The sequence below is a fragment of the Brasilonema angustatum genome (assembly GCF_059505445.1).
Genome location: NZ_JCACKO010000050.1, coordinates 13,325 through 38,339 on the forward strand (window position 1 = coordinate 13,325; position 25,015 = coordinate 38,339).

Here is a 25,015-nt window from a genome sequence, read left to right on the forward strand (position 1 = left end):
AAGGCAGAGCGTCTTTACCCTACATTCCCCATCTTCGACTGTCACAATCGGTTTTTACTGTTTTTTAGAATAACTGGTATTTAGACTAGTTGCTTAGTCTAAATACCAGTGGGTTATTTCACCGAACTTACAAATTTTATGACTTTGGACTTTTACCTGGTTTTAAAGCTTTTGATACTAATGGTGGAGATTCGGGTGGCTTTTGTAATGACTTCATTTACTGTAATTTTCCAAGGGTGAAGGCGATCGCGCCTTGGGCGGCTCTGTTTAAGAGCATCGCCACAAAGGAAAATGCACCGTCTTCGTCACGCGAGTCCAACCAACTTGGCGCTTAAATTCCAAAGTTTTTGAGCTTTTTTATCGTCTAGCGCTTCATTAGACATTTCTTGCTCAAAAGACTTGCGATTGGGCTTTTGTCGATTCCCCCAACTCCAATAGGAACCAGATTTGTTGTATTCACTATCAGCTACGACTTCGGCGACGCGATCGCCCGCCAACTCTTCGGACACAAATCCCCCTGTGATGTTCTTCTGGAAGAGTGGGAAGAGTTTCTGGAACAGGGGAAAGTGGTTGCGGAACAGGGCTGTTGTTGCCACACATCCGGGATACAGAGAACTGAATATGATACCCGTTGACTCATTGTAGCGCCGATGCAACTCGCGCATCGTCAACACATTGCAGAGTTTGCTATCCTTGTAAGCTTTGCCGGATTTAAACTTCTTGCCGTTAATCATCGAAATCGGCGCTTTGAAACCTGCTTCAAAGCCTTGGAGATCGCCTAAGTCTGGAGGTGCTGGAATCGGAATCTTACCTCCCAACTCCTTCGGATTAGCTGTCACAGTGCCTAAAATGACGAGTCTTGGCTCTTTAGCGCCTGAGTTTTTCAGATCCTCTAGCATAAGGTTACACAAAAGGAAATGTCCGAGGTGATTCGTAGCAACGCTCAATTCATATCCGTCTGGGCTGTACAAAGGTTCTTTTAATAAAGGCAGATAAACTGCAGCATTGCACACCAAAGCATCCAAGGATCTACCGCTTTCCCTAAAGCTGTTCACAAACTGGCGAACACTGTCTAAGCTAGCTAGATCCAGATGTATGATTGTATAGCTGTCGGGCGACATTCCTAAGCTTTGAGCCGCGTTTTCTGTCTTCGCGATATTTCGACAAGCCATAATCACATACCATCCCTTTTGGGCAAGTGCTCTCGCCGCTTGCAAACCGACTCCTGATGATGCACCCGTGATCACAACCGTTGACTTTTGATGTTGTTCCATTTTATTCACACTCCGTTGTCTTGACTGTCTACTAGAATCTCACGCCCTGGTTGTTAGATGTCAATTCTCTGGAGTAAATGGCGACAATTACCTCAACTAAATTTAACAAGCTAGTAGGTTGGGGAGGACACTTCCGTGCGGGGGTTCCCGTTAGCGGAGCGGAACGAAGTTCGCCACTGCGTTGGGGAGCCAGTACTTGATGAGGGTTTCCCTCCGTAGGTATCTGGTGAGACCAGCGCTACAGGAGGGTCTCTCTCCCGCAGCGCTGGACTCACCGTAAGGCGTGGCGTTATACCGTTTCACTTTAAGGTTGATATAAATGGGGGGCTCTTAGCAGGGGTAAAGAATTAGAAATCAATCATTTGTATCAGGGATTTCGTGAAATGGTATTAGCCATAGGGCGTCCGGGTTTCCCGACTTGTAGACGCCCGGAGGGCGGCTTCCCGATAGCCGTAAGGCGTGGCGATAAATTAGTTTAGTCGCTGGGTTTGGGATGCTCCGTAATATACAGTAAAGTATCAAGCACTTCTGGATAAGAAAGCGCAAGACGTGGTTTGATAATCGCTGGCACAATTTTCTCACTCGTCATTCTTGCACCTGATAGATTCCGCGCTGTTGGTCCTACTTGCAAAGCAGCTAACCCACCCATCAGAAATAATTCGCAACCTTGCCAACGCAGATGAGTATCCAAAACGGGCAAACCATTAACTATGGGAATTGGGTAAGCTTGTAAGATTTCAGTTAGCAGTGGTTCTGCAGTTGTATCGAAGCGGGTTCCTGTTGATAACCAAATTCTACTGCACTCATATTCGCTACCATCACCACACTTCACTATCCAAGTCTTACCCAACCACTCAGCTTTTACTACCTGGCAATTTTGATCAACTCTCAAGTTCCCACTACGCATTTCTCGGCGTAGTTGAAACACCATCGCAGGCGTCATAGAACCACCGTTACGCGCTTGCTGAATCATAGAAAAGCGCTTTTCAAAATCCAATTCTTCAAAAAACCCTTTGAGATACTTTGGTCCTAACCAACCCGGTTCGGCGTCAAAATATTTTTCTTGCAACTGTCGCCGTATCATCAGATGGACTTTCGCACCACGAGAAATCGCACCGACTGCCAAATGTCCACTTGTCAACCCACCACCTACAATCAATACTCTTTCACCTGTCAATTCCAACTTACGTAAATCCACTGTCTGTGAATGGCAAAGTTTATCTTGAGGATACCCTGATGGAATCTCTTTTACCCAATCTGGTATTTGAAATTTCCCATTACCAGTTGCCAGCACTACTCGCCGCGCAGTCACTGTTTGTCCGTCTTGCAACCAGAGGCGAAATTGGGGATGAATCAGATGAGGCAAAGGTTCAATACGAGTCACTGCACTGGTATAAACTTGATTTTCTAATTGGAAGCGGCGAATAACATCAAAGCAAAAATCCTCAAATAACTCAGTTCCTGGCAAATCGTAGGGAGCAAACAACTCATGAGAACGCGATTCGGCAAATTTCCGCAAAGCAAACGGATTTGGATCAGGATGATGAACTGCAGGGGAACGCAAGTGAGGAATTTCAAAAGCTGCAAATTGATCTTGCCATCTGCTCATCCACCTGCCACTGGGGTCAAATACCATAAATCTACCCCGCATAGTCTGCCGTTTTTACAGCAGATGGGTGATTAAAGTAAGAGCGTGAGGTCCAGCACCAATAATTGCTAGGTCAATTTTACTGGGAAGGGATGGTGGAGGAGTTTCCATGCGAGTATGGCTATTATGATAATCATTTTCATAATAGCGTTGAGATTTTAGACTAGTTCCCGGTGCGAAACTCAGAAGGCTGATTCTATCAAGCATAAAAACCAAGGTTTTGGTTCCTGGAAACATCTTAAATTCGTACCCTTATTTTTTGGAAATTTAGTTTTGCACCGGGAACTAGACTAGCAATAAATTGTCCAGGTTCATCTCATCTAACCTTTAATAGTGGTAATAGACGCGGAGCGGCTTGTCGTCAGACATCGCTCGCCTTGATACTCGATATTCACAATACGAATAACAAATAAAACATAGTGTTATTCGTTATTCGTTGTAAGTGCAGTTGCTTCAGAAGATTGCTGTGGATAGCGACGTAAAGAATCGCACAACCTGATTTTATTAGAAGAGGAGGTTTTTGGTGAACCAGCGCTACAGGAGGGTCTCCAATACCAGATACCTGCGGAGGGAAACCCTCCCGCAGTACTGGCTCCTCGGTAGGCGACTGGTGAATTCGTAAGGGTGGTCAACAATAGCGTGGCGGTACACGCGTTCCCACTAATTGTCTTTAATTTTGAATTTTGAATTTTGAATTTGTTAGCGTTTGCGCAGCGCCCCTGTTAGGGGCTAGCGAGTGATATCATGTTCGCTTAAATACTTACGATAAAATGAACGCTGAAATTTTTAAACATAAAAACTTTGGGAATTTTATATCGTAAGCGATATACCGAACATGATATGACGGGGATTAACCTTCGTAATGACCGCCAGTCACTTTTCCCCGAAAAACAATGTACTGGTAAAGGTTATAGAACAGCATGATGGGGATTAGGAAGCCAATGAAGATAATCATAATAACAAGCGAACTGGGGTCAGCAGATGCTTCATAGATGGTAATCTTCACTGGAATGATATAGGGGAAAACAATCAACCCCAGTCCGAAAAATGTGAGAACGAAAAGAAGAATTGTCCAGATAAAAGGCGCTCTTTCTTCTTTACGGTTTAAGCTTTGGAGAAGTTGCCAAATGAGTAGAACTCCTAATATTGGAATAACGGCAAAGATGTAAACGAGTGGCTGCTGAAACAAGCGCATCCTTACACTTTCATAAAATATTGGTGTTGAAATTGTGATGAAAATGGCACCAATTAATGTTGTCCAAGCTGCAATTTTAGCAGTTCTGTAGTGATTTGTTTGCAACTCCTCTGTCGTTTTCCAAACCAGATAAGTTGAGCCAATAAGGACATATGCTTGAATTAAAGTCAGAGCTACCAGTACAGACTGCCAACTCAGCCAATCCCAAGATGTCCCGATGAAGTGACCAGCCTCATCAACAGCAATCCCTTTTAGCACAGCACCAAGGGCGAAACCTTGACCGAGGGCTGCAACAAAACTCCCTGCACCAAAGGCAAAATCCCAAAAGAGTTTTCGGTTTGATAGCTCCCGAAACTCAAACGCTACAGCCCGAAAGATGAACCCAAACACCATAACAAAAATTGGGATGTACAGCGCATTGAGAATTGTGCCATAAGCAAGCGGGAATGCTCCAAAAAGACCTCCTCCCATAAGAACCAGCCAAGTTTCATTAGCATCCCAAATGTTGCTCAAACTTGTCATTAAAATGCCACGACGTTCTTGATCTTTTGAAGTTAGAGATAAGATTCCTACCCCTAAGTCAAATCCATCTAGCGTGACATACAGCAACAAGAATAGAGCTAAAACCACAAACCATACTTGCGGCAAAAAATATGTTAGCGTTTCCATACAATCTTTAGGGGATGTTATGTATTGTTGAGAGCATCTTAAATGTGTTAATTCTCAAATTCAAAAATTCAAAGAATTTATGATTTGAATTTTGAACTTTGAATTTTGAATTTTGAATTTTGTTTATTGTTCTGCTTCAACAGGACGTTCGTCTGGCACAAACTCTGCTGGAGTCGTATCCACAGCAGGTTCATCGGGTTCTAGACCTGGGAGAGGGAGTTCTAAATTTGGGCCTCTGCGAATAATGCGGCTACCAAAGTACAAAACCGCAACAAACAAAATGCTGTAGACAACAGCAAAGCTAGTGAGTGAGGCTAAGACATTGCTAGCAGGTATATTGGATGCCCCATCAACCGTGCGAATCTGCCCGTAAACAATCCACGGCTGTCGTCCAACACAACGCACAATCCAGCCGGAGTCTACGGCGATGTATCCTAAAGGAGCCGCAAAAACCCACGCACGCATCAACCAACGCTGTTGAATAATATTCTCAGCAGAGAGTTTACCACGTAACCACTGCAAGACACTCAATAGCATTAATCCGGCGAAGAAAAACCCAATCCCAATCATGATGCGGAAAGCGTAGTAAATTAGACCAATCATGTGAGGACGGTCTTCTGGTTTCCACTCACTCAATCCGCGTACTGGGTATGTGAGTTTTTGCTTAAATTCCAGAATATATCCAAGAGCATTGGGAACGGTGATTTCCCAGTCATTTTTCTGTGCTTTGTCGTTGGGTATAGCGAGCAAACTCCAATCTGCAGATTGTCCAGCGGGTGTCGTTTCCCACTGCGCCTCCATTGCAGCAAGTTTTGAAGGTTGGTAGTGATAGACTTGTTCACCACTCAAATGCCCAATGTAAATCTGCAATGGTGCAACGGCGATCGCCGCAGCTAAAGCAATTTTTAAAGACTTAGAAAAGAAAGCTTCGTGACGACGATTGAGAATATACCAAGCGCTAATTCCACCAATGACAAACAAAGAAGTCTCCAATGTGGCAAAGAACATATGGAGGACACTGTTTTTCATGAACGGGTTGGCGATCGCCTGAAAGTAATCATGAACAATAAACTTGCCATTAACAAGTTCCCCACCCGATGGGGTTTGCATCCAAGAATTTGCAGTTAAAATCCACAGGGTTGATAAGTTTGCGCCAACTGCAACCAGGATGGTGGAAACATAGTGAATTATAGGATTGACACGTTCCCAACCAAACAGCATAATACCCAAGAAAGCGGCTTCCAGCATAAATGCCCAGGAAGCTTCAAACCCAATGACACTGCCAAAAAAGTTACCAGCTGCTTCCGAAAAGCGTGACCAATTGGTGCCAAACTGAAACTCCATTGGGATGCCCGTTGCAACACCAATACCAAAGTTCAGGACGTAGAATTTAGCCCAAAAGCGAGCATGAAGGTAGTAGTCAGGATTACGAGTCTTCAGCCACACTCCCTCAACAATAACCAGATAAATTCCCATACCTGTGGTTAGGACGGGCCAGAGCATATGGAATAATGCAGTTAGGGCAAACTGCATACGTGATAGCACAACTGAATCCGACAAAAATTCCACAAGCTACCCCCTATAATCAGCCAAAATTTACGGATAGGTTCCCTTGCAATACAGTTCGGATAAGATCCCCCCGCCTGCGGCGACCCCCTTAAAAAGGGGGTAAAAGAGGGTTATAAGCCCCCTTTTTAAGGGGGTTGGGGGGATCTCCCTTGAGAAAAACAAGCTAACCGAACCGTATTGGGTTCCCTTGTATGGTATTGCAACAATCCTTTACAGTGCGTTTTTTGAGAAAATTTTAATGTTTGACAAGGTGTCATTGACTTGTGCATCAGCGCGATATTTTCGAGAAGGCTGGCGATCTGTAGCAAAGCAGCAGCGCTAGCTCGCCTCTAGAAGTCGGCGTATCGCTCATTAGAGGGACATTGAAACACGGCTTGCTGTGAAGTTGATTCAGTAGTTGCACTTAAAGTAAGATTTGAATTGACGGTTGTATTTGGTGAACAGTCCAAGCAGTCAAAACGGTTGTGTTGCACTCATTCACGCTTATTAGTTAAAAATGCTGTTTAGAACTTTAGGTTAACAATAATGGATAGACGAACCTTACTTAAACTCTTTGGATTTGGGGTGCTGGAAACTTCTTTAGGTGTCAGTTTCCCATCGTTGGCGTCTGCGGCTGTTGGAAAGGAAGTTAACTGGGGCTATATCGGAGAAAGCGGCACCCAGAATTGGGGGAACCTGTCTCCCGAATTTCAACTGTGCAAAACGGGAATCCAGCAATCGCCAATTGATTTGCACGGAGGGGTCGCAGCCCAACTGTCACCGATTAAAATTGATTATAAGGAAACTCCTCTACGCATCGTCAATAACGGTCATACCATCCAAGTGAACTATGCCAAAGGAAGCTCAATTAAGCTGGACGATCAGACCTATAATCTGGTGCAATTTCACTTCCATGACCCCAGTGAACACACCATTGATAAAAAACCATTTGACATGGAACTGCATCTAGTGCATCGCAGTGAGGCTGGTGCCCTAGCTGTGATTGGAGTGTTATTGAAGCAGGGACAACACAATGCTGCCCTGCAACCGATCTGGGACGCATTCCCAAATCGTAACGAACCAGAGCAAGTAGTGAAGACAGTGAAGGTAAATGCAGAGCAATTTTTACCAAAAGACCGAAAGGTTTACCGTTACTTTGGCTCTCTGACGACGCCACCCTGCTCCCAAGGAGTGAACTGGATTGTGATGCAGCAGCCTATTGAAATCTCACAAAATCAGATCCAACGATTTGCCGACTTAATATCCATTGATGCCAGACCTGTGCAACCCCTAAACAATCGCTTTGTGTTGCGTTCAAGTTGAAAGCCCTAGAAACAATCGCCAATTTTTAAGAAGAAAGTCAGGGTAGTTGAAACAGAATAGACTGTAACATTGTGTAGGTATCAAATTGGGTAATTAGGCTTGCTGTGCGTTACTAGGCTAGGATAAAAAACAACATTAGATTGGGAAAACTGTATGGAAAACCCGATGCTTTATGAAGATTTCCGAGTATATGTAGGTGAGGGGAGTGTGATCAATCATCCCGCACCGGGCTACCAAGAGCGCATTTTGCCAACGGTTAATCGCTATCAAGGCAATGATGGAGGTTATATTGCAATTTACTCCCGCAATCCTAGTCAGGGTGTTTACAGCGTTGGAGACGGCATTTATGTCATTGGACAAATTCGTTTACAAGGAAAATACATTGGCAGAATTTTTCACCCTGCAGACTATGAGAAACAAGATATCAGTGCTATAGAGGAGTTTAAGCGACTGGCAGACGAAAATTTCTCCGTTTGTCAGGGAGACTGTTGGGCAGGAGGTGATACGGGAGGGTGGTTTGGTATTCCTTAGGTGGTGATGCTGCTGTCTGAGATCTGCAATCAAAGCCTCTAAAACAACTTTGGTGAATTCAGTACCGAAGTAACTCATGTGGTCGCAAGCGACTTCTTGAATAAAAGGCGATCGCACCTGCTGCAAGCTACTTGTCGGGATTTGCGGCGGTTGGCGAGTGGATTTTGTCGCTCATACTGATTTTTCCAGTCTGTTCAGATTGTGTATTCCAAAGGTATTTGTGGCAAATTTCTTTCGGTACCAGCTAACAAAACACAACACAATGATGAGCGTACTACTTCTCAACCAAGATAAACTGAGTTAGCAATCTTTTCTCTTCAAATCTGGCAAATTATTGGGAAGTACGAACGCTATTTTTTTCAAACTCAAAGTTTCTTAAAGAAACATACACATCTGTATTAGAATTTTCATCACCAGTACTGTCAGTTCTAGGTACATCATCAGAGTAAGCTAACCAAATTTTTTTATAAATAGAAAACTCAAATACATTTCCTACAATAATAATCCCTATCTTTGATTGTTTAGGAATTTGATATTCTCCAGATAACCACTTATTTATAGCACCTTTATGTTGACCTTGGTCTTTACAACCATATTCTAAAGCAGATCTAAATTTAACATAATATACGCCTGCCTCTTTTGGTGCATTTATCTTGAAATCTTGTTTCTTCCCAATTCTTTCCCCCTTTCCCCCAAGCTGACCAACCTCTATACATGCTGGTGTATTTTTTGGAATACCCATCACAATTAGGTTAATTACACCTGAATAAGCTCTTGGAGTTTTAGGAGTGTAAAGGTATCTATAACCTGTATGACCGTGAATCTCCTGCCCAGGAGAAGCAAATATGACATTTGGTTTATTTTTCAACTTAGACAGTACTGTCGCCACTAACGTCGTTGCAGATGCAATAAATGTTAAGAGAATAATTGAGACAGTGATCCCAATGCCCCAACGCGAACGGGTGTCTTTATTTCTTTGTCTAATGCTTCGTTGTATAAACTCAGTCTCTACTGTGTTAAGCCAGTTGTCATTAGAATCAACTACGTCTTTTAATACATTAAGACGGGGGTTAGTATTCCAAAGAAACTGTCTCGATTGTTCATTTTTCCAATCAACAGACGCAGGCGTTAGTAGCCGTTGTAGAACTATGGTTGATTGGTTTTTTCGTTTCCACACTAGTAACTTATCCCAACCTTGAACTAAAGCATCATGGGCTGGTTCCACGTAGGGTTCACCTTGAGAATCAGAACCTTCAACAATTAAGCGAGCATCAGAAAAACTTTTGATGACTGTTTGTACTCGCTTGTTTTCTTTTTGGTCTGGGTACACCAGTTCAGACTTAGGAACCTGTCGCCGTGCTAACTCACCACCTTGTAATGAAATCATCCGCAGCATCACCCGACGGATTGTATCTTTGTAAGCGGGGTCTTCTTGTACTAACTTGTCGTATTCTTGGTTAGCACGCTTGGTTATAGAACCAACGACTCTTCCCAATTCTTCGTAATCTTCCTTTGTTAAGGCACGGTTATCCCTTCGTTTTTCCAAATACTTCAAGTACAATTCGCTGAGAGTGAAAGAAAGCAAAGGTAAAGCACCTGGCATTTGTACGACTTCATTGATCAAGTCATCCACCAAATTGGGAGGCTCGAAGTACACAACTTTCTCTGATGCGGGTTTCTCAATTGCTTCGCGGAATTCATCCTGAGTCATGAGTGGTACAACAAACCGAGCATCATTCCAAAAGTCTTTGAGTAGAGAGGTTTGAAACTGAGCCTCAAAGTCAAGTCGCAGGGTGATCACTACATGGATGTTGTCTGGATATTTGGTAATTGCATCTTTGATCAGTTCTTGAAACTTCTCTCGTTGTTGATCGCTCTTACACAAAGTTATTAATTCCTCAAACTGATCGACAACTAGCAGTAGATTTGCTTTGGGATGCTCCTTGAACCAATTTGCAAGGCTTTCGGCTGGGGTGAGTAAACCAGAAGATGTTGCGTCATGGGAAGTGGTGATAATCTGGAGGCTTGACGCAGAGCGTATCATAGGCTGATTGACCGATGCCAGTGCGTTATTCAATGACTTGAAGGGATACTCTCCTGGTCGGAAAGGGGGTAGGATAAACCAAGTGTTGCCATTCTTGCATTGTCGCAGTTTAGGGATAAGTCCAGCTTTCGCTAGACTCGATTTTCCCGTTCCAGAAGCACCCAACACCACTGTTAATGCTTGCTTGTTGTCAACTGCTTTGTGATAAAGCTTTTCAATCAAATTCTCTCTGCCAAAGAATAAGTGACTGTCTTTTTCATCATAGGATTCCAATCCTCGGTAGGGATTATTTTCTACGTTTAGTGGTGGTGCATCCTGCAATTTATCTCGGTCAAAATTAGGCAGCAAAAAAATGAATTCCCCTTTATCATGTTTTTTGAGCGGACAGAAACCAGGGGTTTGTCGCTTGTGTTGGTTTTGTGTGAAGATTTCAATCTTATCGCGCAGATATGAGTAAAGTTCGGTGGCGGTGATGATACCATCTTTATTAGAGTCGGCAGCTTCATCAGCTTTCCCGCGTAGGGCATCAAAAAGAGCTTTCGCAAAAGGAGAGTGAACTTCGTCTCCGTCCATAACTTTCCCGCGCTGTCCTAAAGAATCCAAGGCTTTTTGATTGTCAGCCGCCGAAGTAATGACTTGCCAAGCTGCATCACTGATGAAACGGTCGTAGCGTTCTTTATAAACTGTGACTTTGGGCACAATATCTCGCTTGAGGCTTGCCCAACGGAAAGCTCCTGCAAAACAGCAATCTAGAATTGCTAACATATGCCGACACGGAAGTGCGTTCAAAGCATCATGTAACTCTTGCATCGGCAAGTAGGTGCTTTTATCATCAGTGGCATCTTGAGGGATGAGATAACCTACTGGTCCATCTTCATTATCCATAGCATTGTCAGCTATTCCATGTCCGGCAAAGTAAAAGAGGACGCGATCGTCTTTAGTAACCGTAACTTTTTCGTTGTCCAGAAATATCTGTCCTTTTTTAAAATCTTCAATTAATTCCCTAAGCTTTTTGAGGGTAACGCGTTGATTCAATAGCAACTGGACTTCATACTTATTTTGCGCTTGATATTGCTCTTTGAGATGTGTATGTTGCTCTTGGATAATTTTAGCGAGTTTGAGAGCATCTGGAGCTGCTGTTTCTAGCGCTGGGATGCCATTTTCATAATTATTAATACCGAGAATAATGGCGAAACTACGGTTAAATTTATATTTGGACATAAATGCACCTCCCAAGCGTATAAATACAAAGGTGATAAAGGCAAAAGTGACACAAGAGAATGTCTACTTTTGCCTTTTTGCTGTTTACTTCTGTTGTCCCAAAGCTGCAATCAAAGCCTCTAACCCAACTTCGGTGAATTCAGTACCGAAATAACTCATGTGGTCGCAAGCGACTTCTGTAATCTTAGGAGGATGCGATCGCCCAAATGGAATACTCGTAATACTATCCACAGTCACCGCAATATCATTCGGTACACCAAAGAAAGGCAAAGCTACAACTTTCTTAAATAAACTTTGTTGTAACCGTTCTAGGGCACTTGATTTTTGCCGTGCTTCTTCCTCCAATGCTGCCGGAATAATAGATGTATTGCCAGCGATAATTGAGTAGGGAATGCCAGGGTCGTCACTTACGGCGAGAGATTTGATAACATCAGAAGCAGGGTTCATCTCGGCTAAAGCTACCCTAATATTTTTTTCTAAAGCGCCCATCAGCATAGCTACCACTTTTGCAGGCCAAGCTACTACAGAAAGACCATTGAGTCCAATAGCCAGAGTAAGTCTTACCCAATCTTCAACAACTGACCAAGGAGAACCTGCATTTGGTGTACCCACCAGAAACAGGTGTTGGACGATTTTATTCCCTCCTTCTCGCTCAATAAACCAACGAGATACCAAACCCCCCATTGAGTGAGCGATGATGTGCAGTTCTTTACCGTGATTTTCTCCCAAACCAACTTCTACTAGTCGTCGTTTTAAAGACTGAGCATTCTGCTCAATGGAAGTATTCAAGTTTTCGTAGTCAAAGGTGAGAACCACGTCGTAAAGTTCGCTGATAGAAAGCTTTTGTCCATCCGCTTGCAATACGGTTTTTTTTGTGCTTTGTACTAAACTTTCAGTATCGCCAGTAATCCCGTGGATGTAGAGGACAATTCGTTTTGCTTGCGCCACTTGCTGCTGAACATCAGCCGTATCACGTCTATAGTGTACTTTCTTATCGTCTCCCACTTCAGCCACAGCTAAAATGGGATACTTAAATTCCCGCCCGAAATTCTGGCTGATGACTTTTTCAAAGAAGATGCGAATAGATCCTTGCAGACTGCGCTCTCCCTGACTAACTGGTGCTGGTAATTGTTCTAGACTGATTTCTGTTTTGCCGTCTTGAGTTGTTGTAGCACGACCTAAGGGCAAATAAAACTCACCGTCATAGCCGATAGGAAGAAGGTATTCATTATCTGCTAGGGGAATATCAACTAATAATTTCAGAGGTTCATCTGGAGTCACAACTTTGTGATCTTCAACATCAGTCAGTTCCAGTACACTTAATCCAGGGTCAGTACCCCGGCTGTTAGTAAATAGAAAAGGTTGATTCACTTCTGAGTTTTCCCGCAGAATTGGAGGGACAATTTTATTCCCCAAATCTCGGCTGACTTGCGGTGTAGTTGTGAGGCGAGCATTCGCGACCAAACTCTTATGCGGCTGTAATTTGATCCCTGCATCCAATTGTTGTTCTTGTTCTTGAGAAACTGGGGTAGAATCTAAGGGGCGAACTGTAGTGATTGTGATTTCCTCAGCATACCAATCATCAAACTTAACTGCGGCGCTTTTCGCTTTGATATCACGATTTTGAGTGCGATTCATCAAACGATCAAGACTGCTTTGATTTGAGGAATCGATATCTCTTGATACAGGCGGTCGAGGAGCATCAAGTTTCTCCTGAGTTAGCAATCTGGCGTCAAATTCTTCGTTGCTAACTATCAATTTAATAATGTCTTTGTACTCGGTAATTCCTTGTTGCCATAACTCGTCTGGGACTTCAAGTATCAACTCTTGTCCATCTAAAGCCCAAGCTTCTTCTCCTGGTTTCAGCCTGAGGCTACCTGCTTCAAAAAATGGGGCACTAATAGCGAAATTATCTGAAAGATTGACCAAGGCAAAGTAAAGTGGGTTTTGACTATTATTGGTGAGTTTGAGTTTAAATTCTGGTGCTTGCCACTCACCATCATTATATTTGTACTGCAAACGCATCTGCTTTGATTGAGATGATTCTTGACTCCTAAAGATGAGCTCCATCTTCACATCACCAGCTTTAATCTGAGTTGCTGCAGTGTTTGAGAGTTGAGTAATTGTTGTCCAACGGGCAATATGTTCTAGACGTTTAATTGCTTTGTCTGCGTTATCTTTTGTATAACCATCAATTTGCTCTACAAGGGGTCGGTCATCTGTAGATCTGGCTATCAAATATTGTTCGTTGCGACACAACAGACGAAATTGGGCTTTGGTAAGTTCTTGCTCTTCGCGGATATAGGGTGAGGGTTGGTTATTATTAGATCCAGCTATTTTGAGTGCGTCACGGGCTTGAGTGACTCCCGCTTGATCTCCCTCAAAATATACTCCTAAAGGGGGTAGCGGTAAACTGGTAACAACTGCTTTAAAAGTGCGATCAGCAGTGAGGTTTTGCACGCCCTCAATATTTATCTTGCTCTTGGTTGGTAATACCTGAGTGACTTTTGCAGTGCCCACAGACTTTGAGGGATCACGCAAATCGTCGATATTGGCATCAAAGGGAAATAGTGCAAGTAAAGTTGTTTCGGCATCATGTGGTGGTTGAACGCCGTGGACAGCACCGCCTTCAATCACCCAACCATAGCTTTTGTCATTTTTAACAATAAAATAAGGTTCAAGTTCGGCGATCGCACCATCTAGAAAAAATTTGTTGTCATCTTCTGGATTATTCACTTCCAACTGAGGAGACTGATCTGTGATTTGACTGCGGACTAAGGCACTTGTTCGTCCAAACAAATCCCGATAAGTCAGCTTCTTTCCATTGGTTTTGGAAAGTGTATCCATCAAAAAATAAGAGAAACCACCTCGCTGTTTATATTCCTTTGCTGTTTGGTAGTCTTGACAAGCTGCTAGCAGAACGTGACGACCTTTGGGTATGTTCCAGCCTGTGGGGTTATCTTCAGGTTTAACCTCACGAGTATCTGAAAGTTGAGTTAAATCGTCCAGCTTAAAAATAAAACTATCAAGTGGGCGTTCTCGCTTGTCTGTGGGGAAACGACGTTCCTTTGTCTGTTGCATTGGGTCTCTTGTGCCGGAACCAGAATGGCAGCAGTCCATAATAATAGTCATATGCGGATTCTTTTGTGATACTTCCGCAATCAATTTTGCCAATTCTTTATCTGCCAAATCCCAACCGCCTTCAGTACGACTGTCATAACAGACCAAAGTTTCATCAAGATGGTCTGGTTCTAGTTGCCAAAATTCTTTTGGTGCTAACTCTTGGGAACCATGACCACTGTAATAAAACAGAACTATATCATCTTGCCCTGCTTGATTCAAATGCGAACGGAAGCCATCAATAACTCCCTTACGGGTTGCTTGTTCATCTTTCAGCGTTTGTAAATGGAGTTGGTATTGTTGCTTATCAAAACGTTCTTTTATATACTCTTCTATTGCCGTAATGTCATTAACGCAGCCTTGTAAACAGTGATTTGGATTGGGATAATTGTCAATACCAACTAACAAAGCATAGAAATGACGAATCATGTTATTTTTGTCTCCTAAAACTATCACGTCTCAATTAACAGGCTCAGATGACGGTGTTTTTTGACCAAAATTAGGGGTGTGGGGGTGTAGGGATGTAAGGGTGTAGGGGGGGGACGAAAAAATGCGCATTTTTTGTAAACCCTATGCCTGCGCCATTTGGCTTCAAGACGCTACTAAATTAATTTCCCCTACATCTTTATTTCCTTACCCTCGTGGCCCCCCTTTTTTTGACTTTACAGTCCTCTTGAACCGCAAACCGAGTTACGCATGAAAATTCTGGCTTTTTCTGCTTTATTTTTAATAGTTGTCAGCGGATTGAACTTATGCACTAACCCTTCGGGTGGGGAAAAGAGGGGAAGGGGCTTTACGCTTCACGACTCGTAAAAGTTGCATTTAATGCAGTTGCGATTTGCACAAAAACCTCACCAGCACCAGAGGTGGAATTGGTGACTGCAATCGGATGTCCTGTATCACCACCGTTACAGATACAAGGATCTATGGGAATTTGTCCCAGTAAAGGTGCTTGCAATTCTGCTGCAAGTAGTTCACCACCACCACTCCCAAAAATTGGTGTGCGTGAGCCACAATCACTACAGATTAAATAACTCATATTTTCCACAATCCCAAGAACAGGAACACCCACTTGACGAAACATATGTATGTTACGGCGCACATCGGAAATAGCAACCTGTTGGGGAGTCGTCACCAAAATAACTCCACATATTGGGCTTTCTTGGACAATTGTAATTTGAGCATCCCCTGTTCCTGGCGGTAAATCAATCAATAAATAATCCAATTCGCCCCATTCTACATCTTGCAGAAATTGAGTGATAATCTTATGCAATACTGGTCCTCGCCATGCTAGAGGACGATCTGCTTCTGCGAGTAAACCCACTGACATGAGTTTAATTCCCTGGATTTCTAGGGGTAAAAACTTTTCACCTGTGGGAGTATGAATAACTTGAATATCTGCTTGTCCTAAACCCAACATTTGCGGTATATTCGGACCATAGACATCAGCATCTAGCAAACCAACTTTTGCACCTTGCAATCTCAAAGCTGCGGCTATATTCACAGCTGTTGTAGATTTACCTACACCACCTTTACCACTGGAAACAGCTAGAGTTATTTTGACACCGGGAATTGTGCAGAGTTGAATGTAAGTTTTTTTGCACCAAGATAGGGATGATAATACAGATTGAATTTCTTTGTGTAATTGATGTTGATGGGAACCGATGTAGAAACGTAGATAAATGTAGTCATCAACTATACGTAGATTTCGCACCATTCCCAAACTTACGATGTCATTTTTGAGAGTAGGTTCGATGACTTGTTTGAGGAGTTGGATGACTTCTTGCTGACGAGAATCGGGATTTTGTTGCATCTTGTTTTCTATCAGTTACCAGTTATTAGTCATCAAGTGCTTACTATAGCAATCCTATATGAGTTGTGAGAATTAATCGAACCGCCAAGTCGCCTTAGACGCGCAGCGGCATGCCGCAGGCTAGAACGCCAAGAAAGAGAGGAGAAAATCTTACGAGTGATTTAGGAATGCTATATTCAACTGATGTGTGCGCCATAATTCTTTTTAGATGAGCGTCACACCACGCACAATGAGGAGGATAATAACATGAAAGTCTCACCAGTTGTGAATGAAGAGTTTTCACAGTTTCCTATTATTGATATTAGCGCCTTGGTTTCTGGAACTGATGAACGCTATATAGTAGCCTCTCAAATTGGGGAAGCGTGTCGCGAGTGGGGGTTTTTCTATATAGTTGGACATGGTGTAGATGAAAATTTACAACAACGGTTAGAAGAACTCAGTCGGCAGTTTTTCGCGCAAGATTTAGAAACTAAACTAAAAATGCGCATGGCTTTGGGTGGTAAAGCATGGCGGGGGTATTTTCCGGTGGGAAGCGAACTGACATCTGGTAAACCCGATCAAAAAGAAGGAATTTACTTTGGTGCAGAACTGGGAGAGGAACACCCATTAGTGCAAGCTGACACTCCTATGCATGGTTCTAATCTTTTCCCATCCAATATTCCACTGTTTCGCGAGACAGTGCTTGAATATATGCAGGCAATGACGAAACTTGGACACGTACTCATGGCTGGTATTGCTCTGAGTTTGGGACTAGAAGAGTCCTACTTTACTGACCGATACACAGCAGACCCACTCATATTATTCCGTATTTTTAACTACCCTCCCTATTCATCATTATCAGATGCTGAAGATAAATGGGGAGTTGGCGAACACACCGACTATGGTATCCTAACTATTCTCAAGCAGGATGATTCAGGCGGATTACAGGTGAAATCAAAATCAGGCTGGGTGGCTGCACCTCCTGTTCTCGGTTCCTTGGTGTGCAATATTGGCGATATGCTAGATAAAATGACCGGGGGTTTGTATCGTTCTACACCTCATGGGGTCCAGAATTTGTCGGGACGTGTAGACACAAAGCGGCTTGTCGCCAGACATCGCCTTTCGTTCCCGTTTTTCTTTGATCCCAATTTCAATGTTGAAGTGAAACCGATTCAATTAGGCGGGTTGGTAAATGATGATCACAAAGAACGCTGGGATGGTGCTAGCGTTCATGATTTTCGCGGAACGTATGGCGATTATGTGTTGAGTAAGGTGTCTAAGGTTTTTCCAGAGTTGCGACGGTCAGTTTTGTAGCATGATTGATTAAATACACCAAAACTTCCTTTGTTAACTATATGACTGCTGAATTTTCTGAATCGCTCGTTGAGCTTGAATACTAACTTCTCGATCAGGATCATCTAACGCTTGCTGGAGTGAATTAATAGCATCAGGACTGCCTAAATTACCAAGAGCGATCGCAACTTCTTTTCGTACATCTGCATATTCATCTGTTAATGCTTGAATTAACACTGGCAGAACTTTTATATGTGGTATTTTTTGTAAAGTCTGTGCTGCTGATTTCCGCACTTGCCAATGCTCATCACCTAAAGCTATTTCTAATGCTGAAATTGCTTGATCATTTTCATGAATTGCAAGAGATTTTGCTGCATTACGACGGACTTGCCAGTCGCTGTCACTTGTGAGTGCTTGACTAAGTACTGAAATAACTTCTACGTCTTGTAAATACCCTAAAGTTAAAGCAGTAGCGCGGCGCACAGTCGCATTAGGATCGGATATTAACGCTAAAGCTTGGGGACATTTTTCAACTTGATTAAGATAGCGGAGTGTTGTGATTGCGGCTTCTCTTAAATCCGCATTTTCGGAATTGAAAAATTGTATAATATATGGAAAAGATCGAATATCATGAATTTTGCGGAGAAGAATTAGGATATTTAATTGTAAGTAGATATTGTTGTGAGTGAGATGATTTAGCAACAATGATAAATCTGTAGGTGAAACTAAGTCATTTAACCCTGACAATGCTTCAGTGCGAATTTCTGCATCGGGTGAACCAAGGCATTTTAGTAAATCTGGTACAGCAACAGGGTTTGCAATTTCCCAAAGAGCAGAGATGGCTATTTTTTGAACATTTAAGTTTTCATCTTGTAGAGCATAAATTAGGGGTTCTATTGCCTCTTTATCACCAAGATGTTGTAAAGATTTGACAGCAACTAAGCGGTCATCAACTTCTGGCGATCGCAACATTTCTAGCCATTGGTTTAATTCAGACTCAGTCTCAGTATTCATTATTTTTCTAAATTTTTTATTCTTCTTTGGCTACTAACTACACCAACAAAAAGCCAATCAAGAAAGATATAATTCCAGAAATCATCTATCATTGCTAAAGTTAGCGCAACAAAAATGGAATCTGGACAGTAATGGCATTTGTTGGACATTCTTTTTCGCAAGGCAGACAGAACCAGCACTCGTCATATTTCATGTAGGCTTTGCCTGTCTCTGGGTTTTTTGCGAGTACATCAAGGGGACAAACTTCAATACAGGCTGTACATTTTTCTAAGCATTTTGATTCATCGACGATAACAGGGACATCAATTCTTTGATTTATTAAAGCCATAATATCTAACTCTGTTTTACTCTTTCGTCTTTTAGTTATCAAGCGTGGCACGGATAAAACAAGAACCCACATCAATTTCTGTTAAATTGTCAATATCACCATACTTTGTATCCCATTCTCCACTACTTAAATCTGCTGCGAGTAATTTCACTCCTTGGTTGACTAAGTTCAGTTCAGCCAAAGCGAAAGATGATATAGCAATCCTAAATCATTTGTAAAATTCTCTTTTCTCTTTTTTCTCTTTTCTTGGCGTTCTAGCCTGCGGCACGCCGCTGCGCGTCTAAGGCGTCTTGGCGGTTCGATCTTTTTACAACTCAAATAGGATTGCTATATTCCAGCACGTACTTCCAACTGGCTCCACTGCAAATCAGTTCTTTTTCAACTCAAGGCGAACGTAAGTGCGATCGTCAAATGATTCTCTACCAGCTGCAAGCCTTCTTTGTCCGAGATGAAAGCTATAGCATAAAGAGTCTTGATTTAGAATTTGTGTGAGAATTGTCTCACTTTCTGTAAGACTTGTTTCGGATTCATTCTGAATATCCTACCTCACAGCGACATCATAAACTTCTTTTGCTGAATCAACCTCCACTACATAAGGTTCAACAGGACGCTTAAACAGCACCATTTCCCCTGATTCATCTTTCTTTAAATTGACATGACAAAACCACTCATCATCATTCTTGTCTGGATAATCTAATCGGTAATGATAAAGACCCCAACGACTTTCTCGACGATATAATGATGCTCTGGCTGCCATTTCTGCACAGTCCCGAATAAAATGAACTTCCATACAGCGCATCAATTCATGGGGATCGCGAGCACCCATTAAATCTAATGTTTCTTGATAGTGGACAAAATTTTTCAAACCAATTTCTATTTTGTTTCCTACTTTGGGTGGTTGTAGATAATCATTCACTAAGCGCCGTAATTTATATTCCACCTGGGTGTGAGGAATACCATTTGGTCGAGTTAAATGCGCATAAATTCGTAATTTTTCTGTTTCTAAAAAATCTTTCTCTGGCTCGACATGATCTAAGTTTTGGATATACTCAATGGCATGAGTTCCTGCTATACGACCAAATACAAATGCCCCAATCATATAATTATGAGGAACGCTTGCCATGTCTCCGGCTGCATACAAACCAGGGACAGTTGTTTGGGCTTTTTCATTCACCCAAACACCAGAAGCACTATGACCGCTACACAAGCCAATTTCTGATATATTCATTTCAACGCCGTGGGTGCGATAGTCTTCGCCTCTACCTTGATGAAAGCGTTCGCGGCTTGGTCGTTCATTCGACCAAAGTATGGATTCAATTTCAGAAATCGTATCTTCATCAAGATGGGTCATTTTGAGTTGGATTGGTCCTTTACCGGAGTTTAATTCTTTCCAGATTTCCAGCATCATTTGACCACTCCAATAGTCGCAACTGATGAAGCGATTTCCTTCGGCGTTAGCAGTATGGGCACCGAAAGGTCCAGCAACATAGGCGCAAGCAGGACCGTTGTAATCTTTAATTAAAGGGTTAATTTGAAAGCACTCAATGTTACTGAGTTCTGCTCCAGCATGATAAGCCATTGAGTAGCCATCTCCGGCATTAGTAGGATTTTCATAAGTGCCGTACAGATAACCAGAAGCAGGTAATCCTAAACGTCCACATGCTCCTGTACATAGGATGACTGCTTTAGCTTGAATGATAATAAAATCCCCGTTTCTAACATCAAATCCCACAGCACCAATAGCACGTCCTTCTCCTACTAAAACGCGGGTTGCCATGACGCGATTGGTAACTTTGACTTTGTGGCGTTTGACTTGTCGGGTTAAAATTGGCTTGAGGTCTTTGCCTTCTGGCATGGGCAAAACGTATTTCCCAACACGATGCACTTGCTTTAAGTCGTAGTCGCCTTGAGCATCTTTCTGAAATTTCACACCCCAGCTTTCTAGTTCTTGGATGACTTCGTAGCCTAATTTGCCCGTTTGATAAACGGCTTTTTGATTGAGAATACCATCATTGGCAAGGGTGACTTCACTGACGTATTTTTCTGGAGTGGAATGTCCGGGAATGACAGCAGTATTTACGCCATCCATACCCATTGCGATCGCCCCACTCCGACGAATGTTAGCCTTTTCTAAAATCAGCACCTCAGCATCGGCATTCGCTTGTTTAGCTTTAATGGCAGCCATCGTACCTGCTGTCCCGCCACCGATGACAAGCACATCGGTTTTTATCCACTGGGTAGTCGCATTCATTACCATAACGTTTAAAAGTCCCAATACAAAACAGTATGAAATTAAAAACGATTTTTTATCCTTTACTTATTGCCTTTCCAAACGATTTCCTTTACCTGGATTTGCTTAGGAAGCAGCTTGATTTTTTGGAAAGTATCAGCAACCTCTTGTTGTTTGGCAACGACTTCTTCTGTCAAAGGTAAAACACCATACTTTCGCCGTTTTTCTGCAACTTCCAGCGCCGCCGCTTTGATGCCTAATTGTGGTTCTAAAAACTTCGCAACTTCTGCTGGATTACTTGCTGCCCATTTATCTACTTTACTGACTTCATCTAAAATTCTTTTCAAAACATCAGGATGTTCTTCCACAAATGATTTGCGGGCAAGGTAATAACCGCGATTTGGTGCTAAATTTGTTGCATCTGTTATGGTTCTAGCCCCCGTTGCTTCTTGGGCTGCTGCTAGATAAGGATCCCAAATTGCCCAGGCATCAATGTTACCACCTTCAAAGGCAGCACGAGCATCTGCTGGTGTGAGAAAGGCTGGCTTGATGTCACTGTACTTTAATCCGGCAGATTCTAAGGCTTTGACAACGAGATAGTTGGCATTTGAACCTTTGGCAAAGGCAACTTTTTTGCCTTTAAGTTCAGCCACAGTTTTTATTGGTGAATTTTTCTGTACGATAATTGCTTCTGCTTTCGCTCCCCAAGGATCATAGGCGACGTAAACTAAAGGATTACCCGCAGCCTGGGCAAAGATGGGCGGTGATTCACCTGTGTAACCAAAGTCAATACTACCCACGTTCATGGCTTCTAGCATGGGTGGACCTGCAGGGAATTCAGTCCACTTTACAGTTCCACCAGAAGCCGCTATTGCTTGGTCTAGGCTGCTTTTGCTCTTTAGGGCATTGAGCAGAGTTGCCGCCTTTTGAAAGCCAATATTAACTGTAATATTGCCAGTCGCATTTTGCTTGCTACTAGGTGAAGTGACTGCCTCTGGTTTGGTGGCATTGGAAAAACAGGCAGACACAACTAGGCTTAAGCCCAGCCCCACGGCAAACAACAGAGAAAAGGAACGGGTTCTCCGTTGCATAACTTTTACGTATAAAATATTACAAATAGCTAAGATCTTAGTTTTTAAGAGTTGAATCAACATAAATGCATGTAATAAAGGATTTATGGAAAAGTCTGACTGCTGATAACACTATCTTCTTAAGTCCATACACTGAAAGTATTCTATACATAGTGTAATGTTTTACTTCATTCTCGCTAATGAAAACTTCTACTCAAATTTTATTTTTCAATTGAGGTCTAAATTGTCTTATTTTTACTTTAGTTCACATTAATTACTGTAAGTTAATCCATTTACAGTATTTAAGACTTATATCGGTTGATAATGACATAGATTGCTGAAATAGGCAAGCCAGATAGACGGTTATTTTGTAACAATCGTTTACTTGCTTTTTACGGTCGTTTGTGAGATATTTTGATTTGATAACTTAAATATACGGTTACTTGATAAATTTACAATATTATGCTGATTTTTGAAAGATAGCGGCTTTAGCTGTAGGATGTTTTTTTCACACGAAATCAAATAATTTTTAGCTATTCAAAATCAGTACTGGCAAATCGCGGCAAATGCAATCAATGCTTTGTCGATTAATCACCAGACAATTGAGACCAAGAACTAAGTCATTCTTAGAATAGTTGAAGCAAGTCCAATTTGTGTGTCAAAACACACGATTACTTACTCTTAGACATTGCTACTACTTATACAGTTGCTTTCATATGTATAAGCATAACTGCTATGCAGTTAAATTGTAGTAATAATTACAACTATTAGGAGTCATTTCTGATTACTTATATTAGTACATTGAGATTCTGCAAATATTTGAAATAAGATAATGCCCCGGGTTTCAGAAGCTACATTAGATAACATCCCACAGCTTTGTGATTTGCTGACTATTTTGTTTACTCAGGAAGCAGACTTTCAACCAGACAGCGCTAAGCAATCACAGGGATTACGCCAAATCATTGAACACCCAGAAGTCGGACGTATCCTTGTTCTCCACGATGGTTCGACTGTAATCGGTATGGTTAACCTTCTGTTCACTATCAGTACCGCTCTTGGAACACGTGTTGCAATCCTGGAGGATATGATTGTTCATCCAGACTGGCGTGGCGGTGGTGCTGGCTCGACTCTTCTGAAGGAAGCGATCGCGCTTGCACAAGCATCTGGTTGTTCACGTATCACTTTGCTAAGCGATCGCCTTAACGAGTCAGCGATTCGTTTCTACCAGCGACATGGTTTCACGCTTTCTGATATGGTTCCTTTGCGTCTGCTGTTTCCCGAATAAGGAAGCAGCCATATAGTCATTCAATTTTGGATTTTAGATTTTGGATTTTAGATTTTAGATTGGTTCGATCACATGAATCTGGGAGCTTGTACCCTGGAATTATCAGTCAACTAATAGACTCTAAGCCGGTGATGGGTGTCACCCACCATACAGCAACTTACTCACTTACGGTAAACTCAACTGCGGATATTAATCTGGAGTCTGCATATGCTTATTCTCGATGCTCCTCAAGTTGAAGTCATCGTTGGAGAAAATGCGGTTCATATTTCTCAACTGCCGAAAGTATGGCAAGATATTGCACAAGGAAAGGCTGGTGTTGGATTGGCAAATCCACAGAGTTATGTTGAGATGGCGCAGTTGTTTCAATACAAGTTGCAGCAGGGAGATGTTGACTTATTCAACGAACGCCCACAACTCGCTCACCTCAAACCATGCTTTAAAGAGTTGTTTGGATTGTTGGCGCGGGAGACACTTGAGTTCTACGGGCAAGACTTTAAGGTTGAGAAATATCCAAATTTTGAAGCAATTTTGCGTGAATGTGAGTCAAAGGGAGCAGAGTTTTCTAACGAAGTTAAGGTTGCTCGCATTTGTCTGGAACTGTTTAATGAGTTCGATTATGAACTTCCCGCCAGCTTTTACCTAGTACATCTTGCTCCTATTTACCGAGAGACTGTTTTTGAAGAACGAGCTTTACGATTTGATCCCCGTGATACAGAACACAAGCGCGGTTGGGATGCTGTACTTCATGCGGGAAAAGTGTTCGCTGTGCAGATGAAGATACAAAGTATTGCTTCTAAATACGGTTTGACATATCAGCACGGTTGTGGTTGTGAATCCCACTTATCTTCTATTGATATGTCACTGGGAGCGTTTAACTATCAGTTAAATACCGAAAAGCGTCAGCGATGGATTCGCAGTTTTATTTGGACAACGTGGTATGAGTATGCATTTTTCCCGATTGTACCTAATACTAGATATTTAGTTTAATCAAATTATGCTGGGAGCAAGGAAATAAGAAGAATCTTGCTTCTCGTTCCCTGGCTCTCGCCAGGGAATGCGCTACTAGGAGGCGGAGCCTCCGCTATTTAGATTTTGCACTTCTCCGTATAGCCCTGGGCTTAGTCAAAAGCAGCGCAATAAAGTTACATTACTTTTATTGGCTTTTATCTTTCAAACAGCGGCTTTACGTTTAAAAAAAAGTACAAAAAAGTCTAAAAAATGACAAATTTTAGTTGAGCAGAGCCTCGTTGCTGGCATTTCCAGCCTCAGGCTGGAAACGAGTTTATCAGGGATATCACCCCACACGAATTGACCAACAACATTATTCATGATGCGGTTGTGATAGTTGAGGGTGCTGAATGTGAGATTTCAAAAATATAGCAGTTTTCGGTTGAGTCCAATACAGTCTGGTAAAATTAGACAAGGGTATA

At 42.3% G+C, this 25,015-nt stretch carries 18 protein-coding genes and 1 pseudogene; 7 read left to right on the forward strand and 12 right to left on the reverse strand.

The features are described 5' to 3' along the window. Nucleotides 1–89: 89 nt before the first annotated feature. Nucleotides 90–335, forward strand: coding sequence for a hypothetical protein (locus tag AC5JM2_RS11365; protein ID WP_495834984.1), 246 nt, complete (start codon nucleotides 90–92; stop codon nucleotides 333–335). On the opposite strand, the gene AC5JM2_RS11370 is transcribed toward AC5JM2_RS11365, so the two are convergent. Next, nucleotides 306–1,274, reverse strand: a complete 969-nt coding sequence (locus AC5JM2_RS11370; protein ID WP_495834985.1) for a protochlorophyllide reductase — start codon at nucleotides 1,272–1,274, stop codon at nucleotides 306–308. The genes AC5JM2_RS11365 and AC5JM2_RS11370 overlap by 30 nt on opposite strands. 77 nt (nucleotides 1,275–1,351) lie before the next feature. On the opposite strand from AC5JM2_RS11370, the gene AC5JM2_RS11375 reads away from it, so the two are divergent. After that, nucleotides 1,352–1,474, forward strand: a complete 123-nt coding sequence (locus AC5JM2_RS11375; protein ID WP_495834986.1) for a hypothetical protein — start codon at nucleotides 1,352–1,354, stop codon at nucleotides 1,472–1,474. Between the two features lie 275 nt (nucleotides 1,475–1,749). On the opposite strand, the pseudogene AC5JM2_RS11380 reads toward AC5JM2_RS11375, so the two are convergent. From AC5JM2_RS11380 to AC5JM2_RS11390, 3 genes and pseudogenes are all read right to left on the reverse strand, one after another. Then, a pseudogene (locus AC5JM2_RS11380) lies at nucleotides 1,750–3,033 on the reverse strand (FAD/NAD(P)-binding protein). Between the two features lie 739 nt (nucleotides 3,034–3,772). After that, a complete protein-coding gene (gene cydB / locus AC5JM2_RS11385; RefSeq protein WP_495834987.1) occupies nucleotides 3,773–4,786 on the reverse strand; it encodes a cytochrome d ubiquinol oxidase subunit II in 1,014 nt (337 codons plus the stop codon). 123 nt (nucleotides 4,787–4,909) lie between these two features. Next, nucleotides 4,910–6,355: a cytochrome ubiquinol oxidase subunit I gene (locus AC5JM2_RS11390; protein ID WP_495834988.1), complete on the reverse strand. Its 1,446-nt coding sequence runs from the start codon at nucleotides 6,353–6,355 to the stop codon at nucleotides 4,910–4,912. 525 nt (nucleotides 6,356–6,880) lie between these two features. Between AC5JM2_RS11390 and AC5JM2_RS11395 the strand changes: the two genes are divergently transcribed. After that, entirely contained in the window at nucleotides 6,881–7,657 is a 777-nt protein-coding gene (locus AC5JM2_RS11395; RefSeq protein ID WP_495834989.1) for a carbonic anhydrase, read from the forward strand. A gap of 153 nt (nucleotides 7,658–7,810) precedes the next feature. Beyond that, a complete protein-coding gene (locus AC5JM2_RS11400) occupies nucleotides 7,811–8,188 on the forward strand; it encodes a hypothetical protein (protein WP_495834990.1) in 378 nt (125 codons plus the stop codon). Between the two features lie 331 nt (nucleotides 8,189–8,519). Here the strand turns inward: AC5JM2_RS11400 and AC5JM2_RS11405 are convergent, their stop codons facing one another. The 3 genes from AC5JM2_RS11405 to AC5JM2_RS11415 all read right to left on the reverse strand — a co-directional run bounded on the left by AC5JM2_RS11405 (nucleotide 8,520) and on the right by AC5JM2_RS11415 (nucleotide 16,386). Then, nucleotides 8,520–11,453: an nSTAND1 domain-containing NTPase gene (locus AC5JM2_RS11405; RefSeq protein ID WP_495834991.1), complete on the reverse strand. Its 2,934-nt coding sequence runs from the start codon at nucleotides 11,451–11,453 to the stop codon at nucleotides 8,520–8,522. Between the two features lie 84 nt (nucleotides 11,454–11,537). After that, nucleotides 11,538–15,002, reverse strand: coding sequence for a DUF7379 domain-containing protein (locus tag AC5JM2_RS11410; protein WP_495834992.1), 3,465 nt, complete (start codon nucleotides 15,000–15,002; stop codon nucleotides 11,538–11,540). 364 nt (nucleotides 15,003–15,366) lie between these two features. Then, nucleotides 15,367–16,386, reverse strand: a complete 1,020-nt coding sequence (locus tag AC5JM2_RS11415) for an Mrp/NBP35 family ATP-binding protein (RefSeq protein ID WP_495834993.1) — start codon at nucleotides 16,384–16,386, stop codon at nucleotides 15,367–15,369. Nucleotides 16,387–16,632: 246 nt separating this feature from the next. On the opposite strand from AC5JM2_RS11415, the gene AC5JM2_RS11420 reads away from it, so the two are divergent. After that, nucleotides 16,633–17,679 carry an isopenicillin N synthase family dioxygenase gene (locus AC5JM2_RS11420; protein ID WP_495834994.1) on the forward strand — a complete coding sequence of 349 codons (1,047 nt, stop codon included), beginning with the start codon at nucleotides 16,633–16,635 and terminating at the stop codon, nucleotides 17,677–17,679. A gap of 33 nt (nucleotides 17,680–17,712) precedes the next feature. Here AC5JM2_RS11420 and AC5JM2_RS11425 read toward each other — a convergent pair whose 3' ends face one another. The 5 genes from AC5JM2_RS11425 to AC5JM2_RS11445 form a co-directional block, all read right to left on the reverse strand. Continuing rightward, the gene (locus tag AC5JM2_RS11425) at nucleotides 17,713–18,672 is read right to left on the reverse strand and encodes a HEAT repeat domain-containing protein (RefSeq protein ID WP_495834995.1); all 960 of its coding nucleotides are present in this window, start codon (nucleotides 18,670–18,672) and stop codon (nucleotides 17,713–17,715) included. Between the two features lie 100 nt (nucleotides 18,673–18,772). After that, the gene (locus AC5JM2_RS11430) at nucleotides 18,773–19,000 is read right to left on the reverse strand and encodes a 4Fe-4S dicluster domain-containing protein (RefSeq protein WP_012408944.1); all 228 of its coding nucleotides are present in this window, start codon (nucleotides 18,998–19,000) and stop codon (nucleotides 18,773–18,775) included. Between the two features lie 31 nt (nucleotides 19,001–19,031). After that, nucleotides 19,032–19,181, reverse strand: a complete 150-nt coding sequence (locus AC5JM2_RS11435; RefSeq protein ID WP_495834996.1) for a hypothetical protein — start codon at nucleotides 19,179–19,181, stop codon at nucleotides 19,032–19,034. 360 nt (nucleotides 19,182–19,541) lie between these two features. Beyond that, the gene (locus tag AC5JM2_RS11440) at nucleotides 19,542–21,251 is read right to left on the reverse strand and encodes a fumarate reductase/succinate dehydrogenase flavoprotein subunit (protein ID WP_495834997.1); all 1,710 of its coding nucleotides are present in this window, start codon (nucleotides 21,249–21,251) and stop codon (nucleotides 19,542–19,544) included. Between the two features lie 62 nt (nucleotides 21,252–21,313). Continuing rightward, nucleotides 21,314–22,321, reverse strand: coding sequence for a sulfonate ABC transporter substrate-binding protein (locus tag AC5JM2_RS11445; RefSeq protein ID WP_495834998.1), 1,008 nt, complete (start codon nucleotides 22,319–22,321; stop codon nucleotides 21,314–21,316). Nucleotides 22,322–23,132: 811 nt separating this feature from the next. Here AC5JM2_RS11445 and AC5JM2_RS11450 point away from each other — a divergent pair. Then, nucleotides 23,133–23,585 carry a GNAT family N-acetyltransferase gene (locus AC5JM2_RS11450; RefSeq protein WP_495834999.1) on the forward strand — a complete coding sequence of 151 codons (453 nt, stop codon included), beginning with the start codon at nucleotides 23,133–23,135 and terminating at the stop codon, nucleotides 23,583–23,585. Nucleotides 23,586–23,792: 207 nt separating this feature from the next. Then, nucleotides 23,793–24,572 carry a hypothetical protein gene (locus AC5JM2_RS11455; protein ID WP_495835000.1) on the forward strand — a complete coding sequence of 260 codons (780 nt, stop codon included), beginning with the start codon at nucleotides 23,793–23,795 and terminating at the stop codon, nucleotides 24,570–24,572. Nucleotides 24,573–25,015: the final 443 nt, after the last annotated feature.